Raw genomic sequence first — 13093 nt, forward strand, 5'->3', positions numbered from 1 at the left:
AAAGATGGAAAAGAGTACGATTTTACAAGTAAAGGACATGAAGATTACCTTTTCTCAGTATACAAAGGGCCTGCGGAGAAAGAAACTAACGGTCATCAATGGTCTGGATCTGGAGTTGCAGAAGGGGGAGATTCTGGCAGTGGTAGGCTCCAGCGGTTCAGGGAAAAGTCTGCTGGCTCACGCCCTGCTGGGTATTCTGCCGGACAACGCTGCTTTGGAGGGAGAGATTTATTACAGAGATCAAATCCTGGGACAATGGGAAAAGGAGCGTATTCGAGGACGGGAGTTGGTGTTGATACCTCAGTCGGTAACCTATTTGGATCCCCTTCAGAAAGTGGGGGAGCAGATTGGCCTGTCAGTAAAGCATAAAGGAGACCGCCGGAAGACCGCAGAACAGCTGTTGCTGCGATACGGCTTGGAACCAGAGACCGCAGATTGCTATCCCTTTCAGCTGTCGGGCGGAATGGCTCGAAAGGTGTTGCTGGCCACCGCTTTGGCGGCAGAGCCTGAGGTTATCATCGCCGACGAGCCCACGCCGGGTTTGGACGAAGAGGCGCTGGGCGAAGTATTGAAAGATTTTAGAAGGTTGGCAGACCAAGGCTGTAGTTTGCTGATGATTACCCACGATATCGAAGCGGCTTTAAAAATTGCAGACCGGGTGGCGGTGTTTTATGGTGGTACGGTGCTGGAGACAGCGAAGACGGCAGATTTTGCCCAGGGAGGCAGGGGCTTGCGGCATCCTTATACCAGGGCCTTGAATCAAGCTCGGCCGGGAGAAGGCTTTGAGGCCATTTCGGGAACACAGCCTTACGGGGACCAGTTGCCAACAGGCTGCCTGTTTGCTCCCCGCTGCCTGAAGAAGACAGCGGTTTGTGAAAAAGAGAAACCCTTGCTGAGAGAACTGCGAGGAGGAAAGGTCAGGTGCAATCATGCGACTTAGCGCAGAAGAAATCAGCTTTGGCTACCAGGCAGGAAAGACTGTTTTGGAGAATATAAGCTTTCATATCGATAGCGGTGAGGTGGTTGGCCTGGCAGGAGCCAGTGGATTGGGCAAGAGCACGCTGAGTAAAATCTTGGCAGGGTACGAGACGCCTCAGCAGGGCCGGGTTCTTCTGGATGGTAAGCCGATTCCGGCTAGGGGATTTCAACCAGTGCAGCTGGTTTTTCAGCATCCGGAAAAGGCTGTGGATCCCCGCTGGAAGATGAAGAAGGTGCTGGCGGAGTCCGGTCAGTTTCCGGAGTCTGAATTGCTTGAAGCTATGGGCATCCAGCCTGAGTGGCTGGAGCGGTGGCCAGCGGAGCTATCCGGCGGGGAGCTTCAGCGGTTTTGCGTGCTGCGGGCCCTGTCAGAAAAGACGAAGTTTTTAATTGCTGACGAGATGACCGCCATGCTGGATGCTATTACCCAGGCTCAGATTTGGCATACCGTGTTGAATTATGTCCGGGAGCATCAGATGGGGCTGGTGGTTATCAGCCATGAACAGGAGTTGCTGGATAAGCTCTGCAACCGGGTCGTACAGTTAGCATAAGATGGGAAAATTATGAAAATTAAAAGAATTTAGAGGAAAAAAGAATATCCGGTTAAAGCTTAGGCGGATATCGGAATAAAAAGAATTTTTTGTAAAAGACTGCCGACAGCTTAGACCGAAATGGTGGTCTTTTTTGTTGAAAAAAGAATATAATCATTATTTGTTAAAATATTATCAGTTTTTATAATAAAGCATATAGACAATAATTTAACAGAATGATATAATCGTTAATGGAATATTCCAGAGGTCTGTGCAGTCCTGAAAAAAGCTTCTGAGAGGCCTTGGAGTATTTGGGGAGCACCTTAGGTGCAGCCCGCAATAATAATTACTTATATAATAGAACAAGAGGTGGCTTATGAATTTAATTGCGGTATTAATACTATTTCCATTAGTAGTATCTATTGTGACGTTCTTGGTCAGAAAGGAGAACATCAGGAGTGCGGTGGTACGCATCGGTGCTGTAGGTACATTGGGATTGACCGTGTATACAGCCCTGCAGTATTTTAACGACGGCTTGAGGATATCTCTCGGAGAAACCGAGATGATTGAAATTTTTATCCTCGTAGTTGAAGTAGGTCTGGCCGCCTATATCATACGGTTAGGCATACAGACGAAAAAGTACTTAATCTCCGTGTTTTCCCTATTTCAGACAGCCCTGATTCTGTGGTTTGAATTTACCCAGAAACATGGCATTGAAGTAGAGACCAGTATCGTGTTTGACAAGCTTTCCGGTGTTATGGTCCTGATAGTAGGGGTCATCGGAAGTTTAATCTGTCTGTACGCGGTAGGGTACATGAAGGGTTATCATGAACATCACACAGAGGTAAAGGACAGACAGTCCTTCTTTTTGGGTGTATTGTTTTTATTCCTGTCCGCTATGTTCGGACTGGTGCTGAGCAATAACCTGATGTGGCTGTATTTCTGTTGGGAAATCACAACATTCTGTTCCTTCCTGCTGATCGGTTACACGAAGACGCCGGAGGCCAGAAACAATTCCCTGCTGGCGTTGATTATCAACGTAGGCGGCGGTGTAGCTTTTGCTATTGCCATCGTCATGATTGGCATGAACTTTGAAACGTTAGAGCTATCCACGCTGATTGCGATGAAGCCGGAAGCCTTGGTATTAATTCCAGTATTCCTGCTGTGTGTGGCAGCCCTTACTAAATCAGCACAGCTGCCGTTCTCTGCTTGGCTGCTTGGTGCCATGGTAGCACCGACGCCATCTTCGGCGTTGTTACACTCTGCAACGATGGTTAAGGCAGGCGTATACTTGATTATCCGTTTGGCACCATTGCTGGGAGAAACATCTGTAGGACGCATCATCACCCTGGTAGGTTCCATTACCTTCCTGGCATGTTCTCTGCTGGCCATCGCTCAGCGGGATGCAAAAAAAGTGCTGGCTTATTCCACTATTGCTAACTTGGGCCTGATTGTTATGTGTGCCAGCATTGGAACACAGGAAGCCATTTGGGCTGCTATTCTGCTGGTAATTTTCCACGCAGTATCCAAGTCTTTGCTGTTCTTGTCGGTGGGTTCCATCGAGCATCAGCTGGGCAATCGAAACATCGAGAATATGAATATTCTTATGCACGTATCCAGAAAGCTTTCTATCTACCTGACTATCGGTATCGCCGGCATGTTCTTAGCGCCATTCGGTATGCTGATTTCCAAGTGGGTAGCCATGAAGTCTTTTATCGATTCAAACAATGTGATTATTGTTATCATTTTGGCATACGGCAGTGCAGCCACTTTATTCTACTGGGGTAAGTGGATTGGTACATTGCTTTCCAACGGAGTGGGTAAAACCGACGGACATCACGGTGTTTTCTCCTTGGATGAGGAAATTCCGATTTTCCTTCAGGCAGCCATTGTGGTTATTTCATGTCTGGCCTTCCCGCTTATTTCCAAGGTGGCCATCGTTCCGTATCTGTCTGAAGCCTTCGGCGGTCAGGCTATGGCGCCTATTGGCTTAGGCAACCAGCTTATCATGGTCATCATGATGGCCGTTTTGATTCTTATGCCTTTAGGATACATTCCGTTGAGCAAGAACTCAAAGGCTAGAGTGACACCGATTTACATGGCCGGTGAAAACGCTGGAGATAACGAACACTTCATCGCTGCTACTGGTGTAAAGCGTAAGAGTGAGCTCAGCAACTGGTATCTGGAAGTATATCTGGGAGGAAAGCGGTTTACCTTCTGGAGCAATATGACAGCTATCACATTACTTGCTATCGGTGTATTATTAGTTATTTGGGGGTGGGCTTTATAATGTTGGCAATATGGATTATTCGTATTATTTTAATCGTTGTCCTAACACCTATAGTGGGGGGACTTCTGGCCGGCTTTGACCGGATCATTTCGGCGAGAGTTCAGGGTCGAAAAGGACCTCCTCTGCTTCAGCCGTTCTACGATGTATTGAAACTGATTAAGAAGGAAAACATAGAGGTCAACAAGACGTATAAGTTTTATGTATATGCTTCTTTGTTTTTCATTATTTTGACGGCAGTCATCATGCTCATGGGCGGCGATATGCTGCTGGCCATCTTCGTGCTGACATTGGGCGCTATCTTCTTCGCCTTCGGCGGCTACGCTTCACAATCTCCGTACAGCATTATCGGTGCAGAGCGAGAATTGTTGCAGATGATGGCTTATGAGCCGATGGTACTGATTACGGCAGCAGGTCTGTACATGGTCAGCAAGTCCTTTTTCATCAGTGATATGATTAGTCAAGCGGTTCCGGCTATCGTCTATCTGCCGGCCGTGTTTGTAGGCTTCGTGTACATTCTGACTTTCAAGCTGAGAAAGTCTCCTTTCGACTTGAGCTTAGGTCACCATGCTCATCAGGAGCTGGTACAGGGTATTTCTACGGAATATTCCGGCAGAGAGCTGGCTATTATTGAGATTACTCATTGGTATGAATCCATTATCGCCTTGGCCTTCGTTTATGTATTTTTCGCTACCAGCAACCCGATCAGCCATGTATTTGCTGTGCTGGCTTGTCTGGTGGTGTACTTCTTCGAAATTTTGGTAGATAATTCTACCGTTCGTGTGAAGTGGCAGCTGGCTTTAAAGTCTGCCTGGATTGTTACCGGCGTAGTCAGCGTGGTAAACCTGATGATCGTATCTTTCTTTAAGTTTTAAAGAGTGCGGGAAACAAACTTTATTATTGTTGAGTTGAAATAAGTTAATAGAAGCGGAATATGTATTTATTCAGAAAGTAGGAAATATGAATTATAATACAAAATCACCATGGATATTACACTACGATGGTTCCAGCTGTAATGGATGTGATATCGAGGTTTTAGCCTGTCTCACCCCTTTATACGATGTGGAGCGCTTTGGTGTAATCAATACAGGAAATCCGAGGCACGCCGATATTTTGTTAATCACAGGCGGTGTGAACGATCAGAACATTCCAGTTGTCAAGCAGATTTACGAGCAGATGGCCGAACCGAAGGTGGTAGTGGCCGTGGGCATCTGTGCCACCTCTGGAGGAATCTTTGCGGATTGCTACAACATGGTAGGCGGTGTAGAAAATGTACTGCCGGTGGACGTCTATGTACCGGGCTGCGCAGCTCGGCCCCAGGCTATCATCGACGGTGTGGTAAAGGCTTTGGCAGTGCTGGATGAAAAACAGAATGCCATGAAAAAATAACCGCCGTCTAAGCGTACTACTTGTGCCGCAAGCATGAGCGGCGGAATGGAGATTTTTATATGGAAGAACAGAAGATTATTAAGATACCGGCAGAAGCTCTTTTGGCTGAAGCCTCCAACATGAAGGGCCAAGGTTATCGGCTGGCGGCCATTTCCTGCACCAACAAGAATGGAATCGAACTAAGCTATACCTTCGAAAAGAACTATGATTTTATCAATCTGCGTATCAATATGGACTATGAGACGGAGCTGGAAAGCATCAGCTGCCTGTATCCATTCGCCTTTTTATACGAGAATGAAATCGTAGAGCTTCACGGAGCAAAGATTAACAACATTGCAGTGGATTTTAAAGATAAACTATATCGTATATCCACCGAAACACCATTTAAAGAGAAGAAGAAGGAGGAGGAATAATGGGAGAGAGAACAGTCATTCCTTTTGGCCCCCACCATCCGGTGCTTCCGGAACCTATCCACCTGGACTTAGTTCTAGAGGATGAAAGGGTAGTGGAAGCCATCCCTCAGATTGGCTACATCCACAGAGGGCTTGAGAAGTTAGTAGAAAAGAGAGATTTTAAACAATATACCTATATTGCTGAGCGAATCTGCGGCATCTGCTCCTTTATGCACGGCATGGGCTATTGCATGTCCGTAGAGAGTATCATGAAGCTGGAGATCCCAGAACGGGCTGAGTTTTTAAGAACGATCTGGGCTGAAATGTCCCGTATCCACAGCCATATGCTTTGGTTAGGCTTGACAGCCGACGCCTTTGGCTTCGAGAGTTTGTTCATGCACTCCTGGCGTTTGCGGGAAAAGGTACTGGACCTCTTTGAAGAGACAACAGGCGGCCGGGTTATTTTCTCCGTCTGTGATATCGGCGGCGTTCGCAAGGACATCGATGCTGAAACCTTGCAGAAGATTGTGCGGGTGCTGACCGAAATGGGCGAAGAGCTGAAACCTCTGGCAGACGTATTCTTAAACGACTTCTCGGTAAAGAGCAGAACGGTAGGCGTAGGCGTACTGACCAAGGAGAAGGCGGAGGAACTGGGCGCTATCGGTCCGATGGCTAAGGCCAGTGGTGTGAATCTGGATATGCGGACTCAGGGCTACGCAGCCTACAAGCACCTGAACTTTGAGCCGATTACGGCTACGCAGGGCGACAGCTATGCCAGAATGGTCGTTCGTATCAAAGAGATTTACCAGGCCATCGATCTGATTCGTCAATGTGTAGAGAAGATTCCAGAAGGAGATGTCTTAGTAAAATTCAAAGGGAATCCGGATGGCGAATACTTTACGCATATCGAGCAGCCTCGAGGAGAGGTTCTCTATTATGTGAAGGCCAACGGAACTAGCTTCTTAGACCGGGTTCGGGTGCGGACACCGACCTTTGCTAATGTTCCGGCTCTTCTGGAAACATTGAAGAATTGTGATTTGGCCGATGTGCCGATTTTGGTTCTGACCATTGACCCTTGCATCAGTTGTACAGAAAGATAATAGAAACTGTATGGTTGGTTGAATACGGGCGGCCTCCCGTTCCCGGGCTGGCAGCCCAAACATATCAACGCTCTTAAAAAATATATAATGACTTGGCTTTCCTTGAAAATGGCTTCAACAGCAAGAATTCAAGGAAACACCAAGCATGGAAAGGCATGGAAGTAATTATGTCTCTATTAAGCATGACAAAGACACTTTTTAAAAGCATCTTTCACGGGCCATATACCGATCTGTACCCTGTAAAGCCTAGAGAAAACTTTGAACGCACCAGGGGAAGCATCGGCATTGATATTGAAAGCTGCATATTCTGCGGCATTTGCCAAAAACGCTGTCCTACGGGGGCCATCGAAACCTCCAGAACTGACAAGTCCTGGAGCATTGAGCGGATGAACTGCATTCAGTGTGGTTACTGTGTAGACGTATGCCCGAAAAAATGTTTGCAGATGAAAAACGACTATACGACCCCTGAACTAGAAAAGGTAAAGGATGAGTACGTAGATGCACGAGTACCCGATAACGAAGCGAATAATTGAAGTCTCTGAAGAATTCGCTAAAAAAAACAATGTGGACCAGGTAAAGCAGATTAACCTGGTGGTGGGGGATTATTCAGGCTATGTGGCCAGCTCCATCGAGCTTTACTTTGACCTTATCGCAGAGGACAGCATCTGTAAAGGTGCTGCCCTTCACATTGAACGGGTCAAGCCCAAATTGAAGTGTACCAGCTGTGGCCAGCTCTTTGAACGAAAGCCCTTTGAGTTTACCTGCCCCCTTTGCGAAGGGGAAGGAGAACCCACAGATATCGGTCAGGAATTTTACATTAAATCCATAGAGGTATGATAGGAGAGTGACATGTCAGAGAACAACGAAATCGAAGTAATGCAGTCCGTATACGACAAGAACGATGAGGTGGCCCAGCAGATTAATCAGCAGTTGACGGAGAAAGGCATTTTTGCGGTAAACGTCATGGGTGCGCCAGGAGTAGGAAAGACTTCTTCCCTAATTCAGATTATTCAGCGGTTGGGAGATGTGTCTTCTTATGTGATTGAAGGCGACATTGAGGCGGACATTGACACCAAGAAGCTGTTGTCTCTGGGTGTTAAAACTGTTCAAATCAATACCAACGGCGCCTGCCATTTGGATTCTCCGCTGATTGGTGAAGCGGTAGAAGAACTGGATATCCAAAAAGGTGTCCTGTTTATTGAAAACATCGGCAATTTAGTCTGCCCGGCTGAGTTTCAAATCGGTGAACATGTAAAGATGCTGATTTCCACTGTTACTGAGGGCAGTGACAAGCCGTACAAATATCCCTTGGCATTTGAAAAAGCCGACATTATCTTGATCAATAAATGGGACTTGCTTCCATATGTTGATTTTGATGAAGAATACTTTATGAAGGGCGTCCGGGCTTTAAACAAGACAGCCCCTATTTTTAAGGTGGCCAGCAAAGATGGCCAGGGGTTTGAGGAAGTCGTTTCATGGATACAGAAGCACATAAAATAAGAACTAAAAAAGTCATCGTATCAGGAATTGTACAAGGGGTTGGTTTTCGACCCCTTACTTTTCGTGTTGCCAAAAAAAATAATATAGTAGGAACCGTACAGAACATTGGGGGAATGGTGGAAATTGTGACTCAGTCTTCTGAAGAGAATTTTCAGCAATTCCTGTATGATTTACAGACTGCGGATTGTGAAGGCTGTGAGATTATCAAAATTCAAATCAGTGACATAAGCGCAGAAGACCAACAGGTCTATCCAGATTTTAAAATTATTGAGAGCACGGCTAACCGGGAAGTGTCTATCATTCCGCCGGATTTGGCCACCTGTGACCGCTGTCTTGGGGAGCTGTATGAGAAAGGAAACCGAAGATTCTTTAACCCCTTTATCAGCTGTATGTCCTGTGGACCGCGGTATACCATCATGGATGTTCTACCCTATGACAGAGATACCACGACCATGGTGGATTTTCCTATGTGTGAAGGCTGCAATGAGGAATATGTGTCACCGGAAAGCAGGCGCTTTCACGCCCAGACCATCTCCTGTCACGATTGCGGGCCTTATTTAATTTTAAAAGAATATAACAAGAGGAGTTCCCAGGAAGAAATCCAGGCCAAAGAGTGGCGTGGAGTGAGAGCCTCATCCTTGGGGAGGGGTGTTAAGTGTATTAACCAGCCTCCTCGTGCAGGATACAAAAGAGATGAAAATAGAACAGAACCCTGTGAGAAGCCAGTGAGACCACTGAATTCCCATCAGGTTAGCATATATAAGAGTAAGAAGCGGTTCGAGCGGGCTGTCCGCCTTTTAAAAAGAGGGGGAATCCTGGCGGTAAAAGGGATTGGCGGCTACCATTTTGTGTGTTCCCCTTTTCTGGAGGAGACCGTACAGAAGCTGCGCCAGTTGAAAGGCCGAGAGGAAAAGCCCTTTGCGGTCATGTTTGAATCCGTGGCGGATATTCGGCAGCATTGTCACGTATCGCCTCAAGAAGAGCAGCTGCTGAAATCTAAGGCACGGCCTATCGTCCTGCTTTATTCCCAAAATGAGCAGATGGCCCCTTCTACTTACAAGGCCAGTATTTACTGCGGGGCTTTTTTACCGTACACCCCGTTGCAGACGATGCTGGTTCGGGCTTGCGGTCCGCTGATTATGACCAGCGGAAATATTTCGGACCAGCCTATCATCCGGGAAGACAGCCAGATGCTGGCTCTGGACAGCCCTTTACTGGACGGGATACTCTACAATAAGAGGCGGATTCTCCGTTCAGTGGATGATTCGGTGGCTAAAATCATCGATGGAAAACCACAGTTGATTCGTCGGAGTAGAGGTTATGTGCCATATCCGGTATTTCTGCCGGAAAGGGAAGACAACCTGAAAATATTTGCGGCAGGAGGGGATTTAAAAGCTTCTTTCTGCCTTTATAACAGGGGAAGTGCGGTGGTTTCCCAGTATTTTGGCGATTTGGAGGAAGGCTCGGTGCTGGCAGAATACCGGCAGGGCGTAGCGGATTTAAGCAGGCTGCTGAAAATTCAGCCAGAATTGACGGTCTGTGACCTTCACCCTAATTATTTTTCTACCAAATTTACCGAAGCGATGGACAGGCCCCTGCTCTATGTTCAGCATCACCATGCCCATGTGGCCTCCGTCATGGCGGAGCACCATTTAAATGACGATAAGGTCATTGGTATCGCTTTTGACGGTACAGGCTACGGGTTGGATGGTCATATTTGGGGCAGTGAATTTATGATTTGCCAAGGGGCAGATTTCCAGCGGTTGGCACATTTAAAATATACAACGATGCTGGGAGGCGACGGCTCTATGAAGGACGCCAAAAAGACTGCCACCTGTTTCCTGCTGGGAGCAGGGCTGGAGCAGTATGTTTCCGATGAGCGAAAGACGCTGATTCAGGCAGCTTTGACTCACGGTGTCAATACCATTCAGACCTCCAGCGTGGGCAGACTCTTTGATGCGGTGTCCAGCATTTTGGACATTCGGCAGGAGAACCAGTATGAAGGAGAATGTGCGGCTTATTTGGAAAAAGAGGCCTTACTAGCAGAAAAAAGCGGGGTTGCTGCTGTGCCGATGGCTTTTGGCTTGATTCGGCAGGGTAGTCTGCTGGAGATTGATGCGGCACCAGTGCTAGAGGTCCTTTGCGGTCTGGAATGGGATCAGGAATCGGGTCAGGGTGGCCGTAAACGATATGAGGACCAGTCAGCCTATCTGCTTCGTCGGCAAGCCTTGGCGTTGGGCTTTCACTATGCTTTGGCAGAGGTGGTGCTGGAAGTCTGTCGCTTGCTGGGACAGGAACAGCAGACCAATAAGGTTGCCTTTAGCGGAGGTGTTTTTCAGAACTGTGTGCTCACCCAGCGGGTGCTTCAGCTGCTGGAGCGTGATGGTTTTTCCGTGTATTACAATGAAGCTGTACCGCCAAATGATGGCTGTATCAGCTTAGGACAGATTTTTGTGGGTATCATGAATAAAGACGGCAGTGAGTCTGTTCAGTTGCAGAGCGATAGAATAAAGGAATAAATAGGTGATAATATGTGTGTTGCAGTACCGGGAAAGGTAATAGAAATCAATGGCCCAAAGGCTAAGGTAGACGTGATGAACAATACTTGTGATGTAGATATTCGATTGGTTCAGCCGAAATTGGGAGATTATGTGCTCATTCACGCAGGCTGTGCCATCGATGTGTTGAGCAAGGATGCCGCAGAAGAGATTTTGTGGATGTTCAATGAACTGGAGGAGGAAATGAATGGTCACCCTGGAGCAGATCGTTAAGGAATTAAAAGAATATGACGGAGAAGAAATTAAGATTATGGAGGTCTGCGGTACGCATACCTCCAGTATCTTTAAAAATGGCATTAGGAGCCTGATTTCTCCTAAGATTAAACTGATTTCCGGCCCTGGCTGTCCAGTTTGTGTCACCCCTTCGGTGTATGTGGACAAGCTGGTGGAGCTATCGTTAAAGCCCAGCCACTGTGTCTTGACCTTTGGGGATATGATGAAAGTCAAAGGCAATCAAGGGTCTTTGACAGAAGCCGTCGCCAAGGGTGGCCGAGTTCGCGTGCTGTATTCTCCCTTGGATTCATTAACAGCCGCTCAGGAAGACCCGGATACGCAGTATGTGTTTGCCGCGGTGGGTTTTGAAACAACGACTCCCATTTATGGTTTGCTGCTGGATGAGATCTTAAAAAAGAATCTTTCCAATTTAAAGCTGCTGACCTCTTTAAAGACCATTACGCCGGCTTTGGAGTACATCTGTGAGAATGAAAAAGGGATTGATGCCTTTATCGCCCCTGGCCACGTGAGTGTAATTATTGGCAGTCAAAGCTACGAAGCATTGGCGGAAAAATATGGCAAGCCTTTTGTGGTAGCTGGATTTGGCGGAGAACATATCTTGGCGGCTATTTATGAGATTTTACTTCAGCTTCGAGATGGGCGGCACCAGGTGAAGAACATGTATGTTAGTGCTGTTTCCCAGGAAGGAAACCCCCAGGCTCTTTCGGTTATCAATCAGTATTTTGAGACTAAGGAAGACTTTTGGCGGGGCATCGGCGTGATTCCTCAGTCTTCACTGGGGCTGAAATCGGCTTACCAACAGTTTGATGCCGGAAGCAGTTTTATCGAGTACCGAGAAGAGCTGCCCAAGGGCTGCCGATGTACAGACGTCATTCTGGGGCGGATTACGCCGGTGGAATGTCCGCTGTTTGGCGGCTCTTGTACGCCGCTGAACGCCGTAGGTCCCTGTATGGTTTCCACAGAAGGGGTATGTGGTATTTGGTACAAGAACAGAGGCTGAGGAAATAGAAAATGGACAATCCCGAATCCTGGATTGTCAAAAGTGCTGCAAATTGCAGTACTTTTGCCCTTCAGGCAGAGACAGGAATGGAGGAATAGATGAAAATTGACTTATCTTATGGCAGCGGCGGAAAGCAGACCAGCAGCCTAATTAATGACATATTTTTGAAACACTTTGACAATCCAGTGTTAAACCGGCTGGAAGATGCGGCTGTTTTAGATGTTCAGGGCCGAATTGCTTATACCACGGACTCTTTTGTGGTAACCCCCTTGTTCTTTAAGGGAGGGAACATCGGTAAACTGGCGGTTTGTGGTACGGTTAACGACCTAGCGATGATGGGGGCCAGACCTCGCTATTTGACGGCTGGCTTCATTCTTGAAGCCGGAGCGGACAGCCAGGTTTTGGAGCAAATTGCTCAGACCATGCGGGAAACTGCGGATGAGGCTGGTGTTCAAATTGTAGCGGGAGACACTAAGGTTGTGGAAGGCAGCGGCAATATTTATATCAATACCTCGGGAGTAGGAGAAATTCTTAAAGAAGGCATCAGTATTGCCAACTGCCAAGAGGGGGACTGTATCTTGCTGTCAGGCAATTTGGGAGAACACCATGCAGCTATTATGTCTGAGCGTATGGGCATTGAAAATAATATTGCCAGCGACTGTGCCCCCCTGTTTTCTTTAGTGGAAGGTTTGCTGGAGGCAGGTATTGATGTGCATTGTATGCGGGATGTAACCAGAGGAGGTCTGGGAACGGTGCTTAACGAAGTAGCTGACAGCTCCGCTTGCCAGGTGGAAATCCGCGAGACATCCTTGCCTGTCAGCAAGGAGATTCAAGGGTTTTGCAGTATACTAGGCTTGGATCCCCTGTACATGGCTAATGAAGGCAAAATGATTGCCGTAGTTCCGGGAGAGCAGGCAGAGCAAGCTTTGGCCGCTATGCAAAGAAATCCCTATGGTGCCTATGCCCAGATAATAGGTCGCATTGAAAAGGGTGCAGGAGTCCGGATGATTACTGCCTTGGGCGGCAGTCGAGCCGTGGATATTCTCTATGGAGAGGGATTGCCGCGAATCTGCTAAGGTGGAAGGCTAAAAGCTAAAACGATAGGTACCCATTGTGGTAGGGAGG

At 47.4% G+C, this 13093-nt stretch carries 14 protein-coding genes; all 14 read left to right on the plus strand.

All coding sequences use genetic code 11. From position 1 onward, the window contains the following. The first annotated feature begins 4 nt into the window (after positions 1 to 4). On the plus strand, positions 5 to 940 hold the full coding sequence (locus Ami103574_RS07695; protein ID WP_163066277.1) for an ABC transporter ATP-binding protein: 936 nt from the start codon (positions 5 to 7) through the stop codon (positions 938 to 940). Beyond that, complete coding sequence (locus tag Ami103574_RS07700; RefSeq protein WP_163066279.1) at positions 930 to 1529, plus strand: ABC transporter ATP-binding protein; 600 nt, start codon at positions 930 to 932, stop codon at positions 1527 to 1529. Before Ami103574_RS07695 ends, Ami103574_RS07700 begins: the two co-directional genes overlap by 11 nt. A gap of 355 nt (positions 1530 to 1884) precedes the next feature. Beyond that, a complete protein-coding gene (locus Ami103574_RS07705; protein WP_163066281.1) occupies positions 1885 to 3798 on the plus strand; it encodes an NADH-quinone oxidoreductase subunit 5 family protein in 1914 nt (637 codons plus the stop codon). Beyond that, the gene (locus tag Ami103574_RS07710; RefSeq protein WP_163066283.1) at positions 3798 to 4670 is read left to right on the plus strand and encodes a respiratory chain complex I subunit 1 family protein; all 873 of its coding nucleotides are present in this window, start codon (positions 3798 to 3800) and stop codon (positions 4668 to 4670) included. The genes Ami103574_RS07705 and Ami103574_RS07710 overlap by 1 nt, the downstream gene beginning before the upstream one ends. A gap of 85 nt (positions 4671 to 4755) precedes the next feature. After that, the gene (locus Ami103574_RS07715; protein ID WP_163066285.1) at positions 4756 to 5184 is read left to right on the plus strand and encodes an NADH-quinone oxidoreductase subunit B family protein; all 429 of its coding nucleotides are present in this window, start codon (positions 4756 to 4758) and stop codon (positions 5182 to 5184) included. 59 nt (positions 5185 to 5243) lie between these two features. Continuing rightward, positions 5244 to 5597 carry an NADH-quinone oxidoreductase subunit C gene (locus Ami103574_RS07720; RefSeq protein WP_163066287.1) on the plus strand — a complete coding sequence of 118 codons (354 nt, stop codon included), beginning with the start codon at positions 5244 to 5246 and terminating at the stop codon, positions 5595 to 5597. After that, on the plus strand, positions 5597 to 6676 hold the full coding sequence (locus tag Ami103574_RS07725; RefSeq protein WP_163066289.1) for a hydrogenase large subunit: 1080 nt from the start codon (positions 5597 to 5599) through the stop codon (positions 6674 to 6676). The genes Ami103574_RS07720 and Ami103574_RS07725 overlap by 1 nt, the downstream gene beginning before the upstream one ends. A gap of 167 nt (positions 6677 to 6843) precedes the next feature. Continuing rightward, positions 6844 to 7209 carry a 4Fe-4S dicluster domain-containing protein gene (locus tag Ami103574_RS07730; protein ID WP_163066291.1) on the plus strand — a complete coding sequence of 122 codons (366 nt, stop codon included), beginning with the start codon at positions 6844 to 6846 and terminating at the stop codon, positions 7207 to 7209. Then, positions 7175 to 7513: a hydrogenase maturation nickel metallochaperone HypA gene (gene hypA, locus Ami103574_RS07735; RefSeq protein WP_163066293.1), complete on the plus strand. Its 339-nt coding sequence runs from the start codon at positions 7175 to 7177 to the stop codon at positions 7511 to 7513. Before Ami103574_RS07730 ends, hypA begins: the two co-directional genes overlap by 35 nt. A 12-nt stretch (positions 7514 to 7525) precedes the next feature. Continuing rightward, the gene (hypB, locus tag Ami103574_RS07740) at positions 7526 to 8176 is read left to right on the plus strand and encodes a hydrogenase nickel incorporation protein HypB (protein ID WP_163066295.1); all 651 of its coding nucleotides are present in this window, start codon (positions 7526 to 7528) and stop codon (positions 8174 to 8176) included. Further along, positions 8152 to 10695, plus strand: a complete 2544-nt coding sequence (locus Ami103574_RS07745; protein ID WP_163066297.1) for a carbamoyltransferase HypF — start codon at positions 8152 to 8154, stop codon at positions 10693 to 10695. Before hypB ends, Ami103574_RS07745 begins: the two co-directional genes overlap by 25 nt. A 12-nt stretch (positions 10696 to 10707) precedes the next feature. Then, positions 10708 to 10947 carry a HypC/HybG/HupF family hydrogenase formation chaperone gene (locus tag Ami103574_RS07750; RefSeq protein ID WP_163066299.1) on the plus strand — a complete coding sequence of 80 codons (240 nt, stop codon included), beginning with the start codon at positions 10708 to 10710 and terminating at the stop codon, positions 10945 to 10947. Next, positions 10922 to 11968 carry a hydrogenase formation protein HypD gene (hypD, locus tag Ami103574_RS07755; RefSeq protein ID WP_163066301.1) on the plus strand — a complete coding sequence of 349 codons (1047 nt, stop codon included), beginning with the start codon at positions 10922 to 10924 and terminating at the stop codon, positions 11966 to 11968. The genes Ami103574_RS07750 and hypD overlap by 26 nt, the downstream gene beginning before the upstream one ends. A gap of 98 nt (positions 11969 to 12066) precedes the next feature. Beyond that, complete coding sequence (hypE, locus tag Ami103574_RS07760) at positions 12067 to 13044, plus strand: hydrogenase expression/formation protein HypE (protein WP_163066303.1); 978 nt, start codon at positions 12067 to 12069, stop codon at positions 13042 to 13044. The last annotated feature ends 49 nt before the right edge of the window (positions 13045 to 13093 follow it).

Origin of the sequence: Aminipila butyrica, assembly GCF_010669305.1 — a bacterium.
GTDB lineage: Bacteria > Bacillota > Clostridia > Peptostreptococcales > Anaerovoracaceae > Aminipila > Aminipila butyrica.

Bases quoted from the DNA above. Each gene is read 5' to 3' on its own strand.
- Ami103574_RS07710 (WP_163066283.1), top strand. From the start codon at position 3,798: ATGTTGGCAATATGGATTATTCGTATTATTTTAATCGTTGTCCTAACA.
- hypA (WP_163066293.1), top strand. From the start codon at position 7,175: ATGCACGAGTACCCGATAACGAAGCGAATAATTGAAGTCTCTGAAGAA.
- hypD (WP_163066301.1), top strand. From the start codon at position 10,922: ATGGTCACCCTGGAGCAGATCGTTAAGGAATTAAAAGAATATGACGGA.
- hypB (WP_163066295.1), top strand. From the start codon at position 7,526: ATGTCAGAGAACAACGAAATCGAAGTAATGCAGTCCGTATACGACAAG.
- hypE (WP_163066303.1), top strand. From the start codon at position 12,067: ATGAAAATTGACTTATCTTATGGCAGCGGCGGAAAGCAGACCAGCAGC.
- Ami103574_RS07725 (WP_163066289.1), top strand. From the start codon at position 5,597: ATGGGAGAGAGAACAGTCATTCCTTTTGGCCCCCACCATCCGGTGCTT.
- Ami103574_RS07720 (WP_163066287.1), top strand. From the start codon at position 5,244: ATGGAAGAACAGAAGATTATTAAGATACCGGCAGAAGCTCTTTTGGCT.
- Ami103574_RS07730 (WP_163066291.1), top strand. From the start codon at position 6,844: ATGTCTCTATTAAGCATGACAAAGACACTTTTTAAAAGCATCTTTCAC.
- Ami103574_RS07705 (WP_163066281.1), top strand. From the start codon at position 1,885: ATGAATTTAATTGCGGTATTAATACTATTTCCATTAGTAGTATCTATT.
- Ami103574_RS07745 (WP_163066297.1), top strand. From the start codon at position 8,152: ATGGATACAGAAGCACATAAAATAAGAACTAAAAAAGTCATCGTATCA.
- Ami103574_RS07715 (WP_163066285.1), top strand. From the start codon at position 4,756: ATGAATTATAATACAAAATCACCATGGATATTACACTACGATGGTTCC.
- Ami103574_RS07695 (WP_163066277.1), top strand. From the start codon at position 5: ATGGAAAAGAGTACGATTTTACAAGTAAAGGACATGAAGATTACCTTT.
- Ami103574_RS07750 (WP_163066299.1), top strand. From the start codon at position 10,708: ATGTGTGTTGCAGTACCGGGAAAGGTAATAGAAATCAATGGCCCAAAG.
- Ami103574_RS07700 (WP_163066279.1), top strand. From the start codon at position 930: ATGCGACTTAGCGCAGAAGAAATCAGCTTTGGCTACCAGGCAGGAAAG.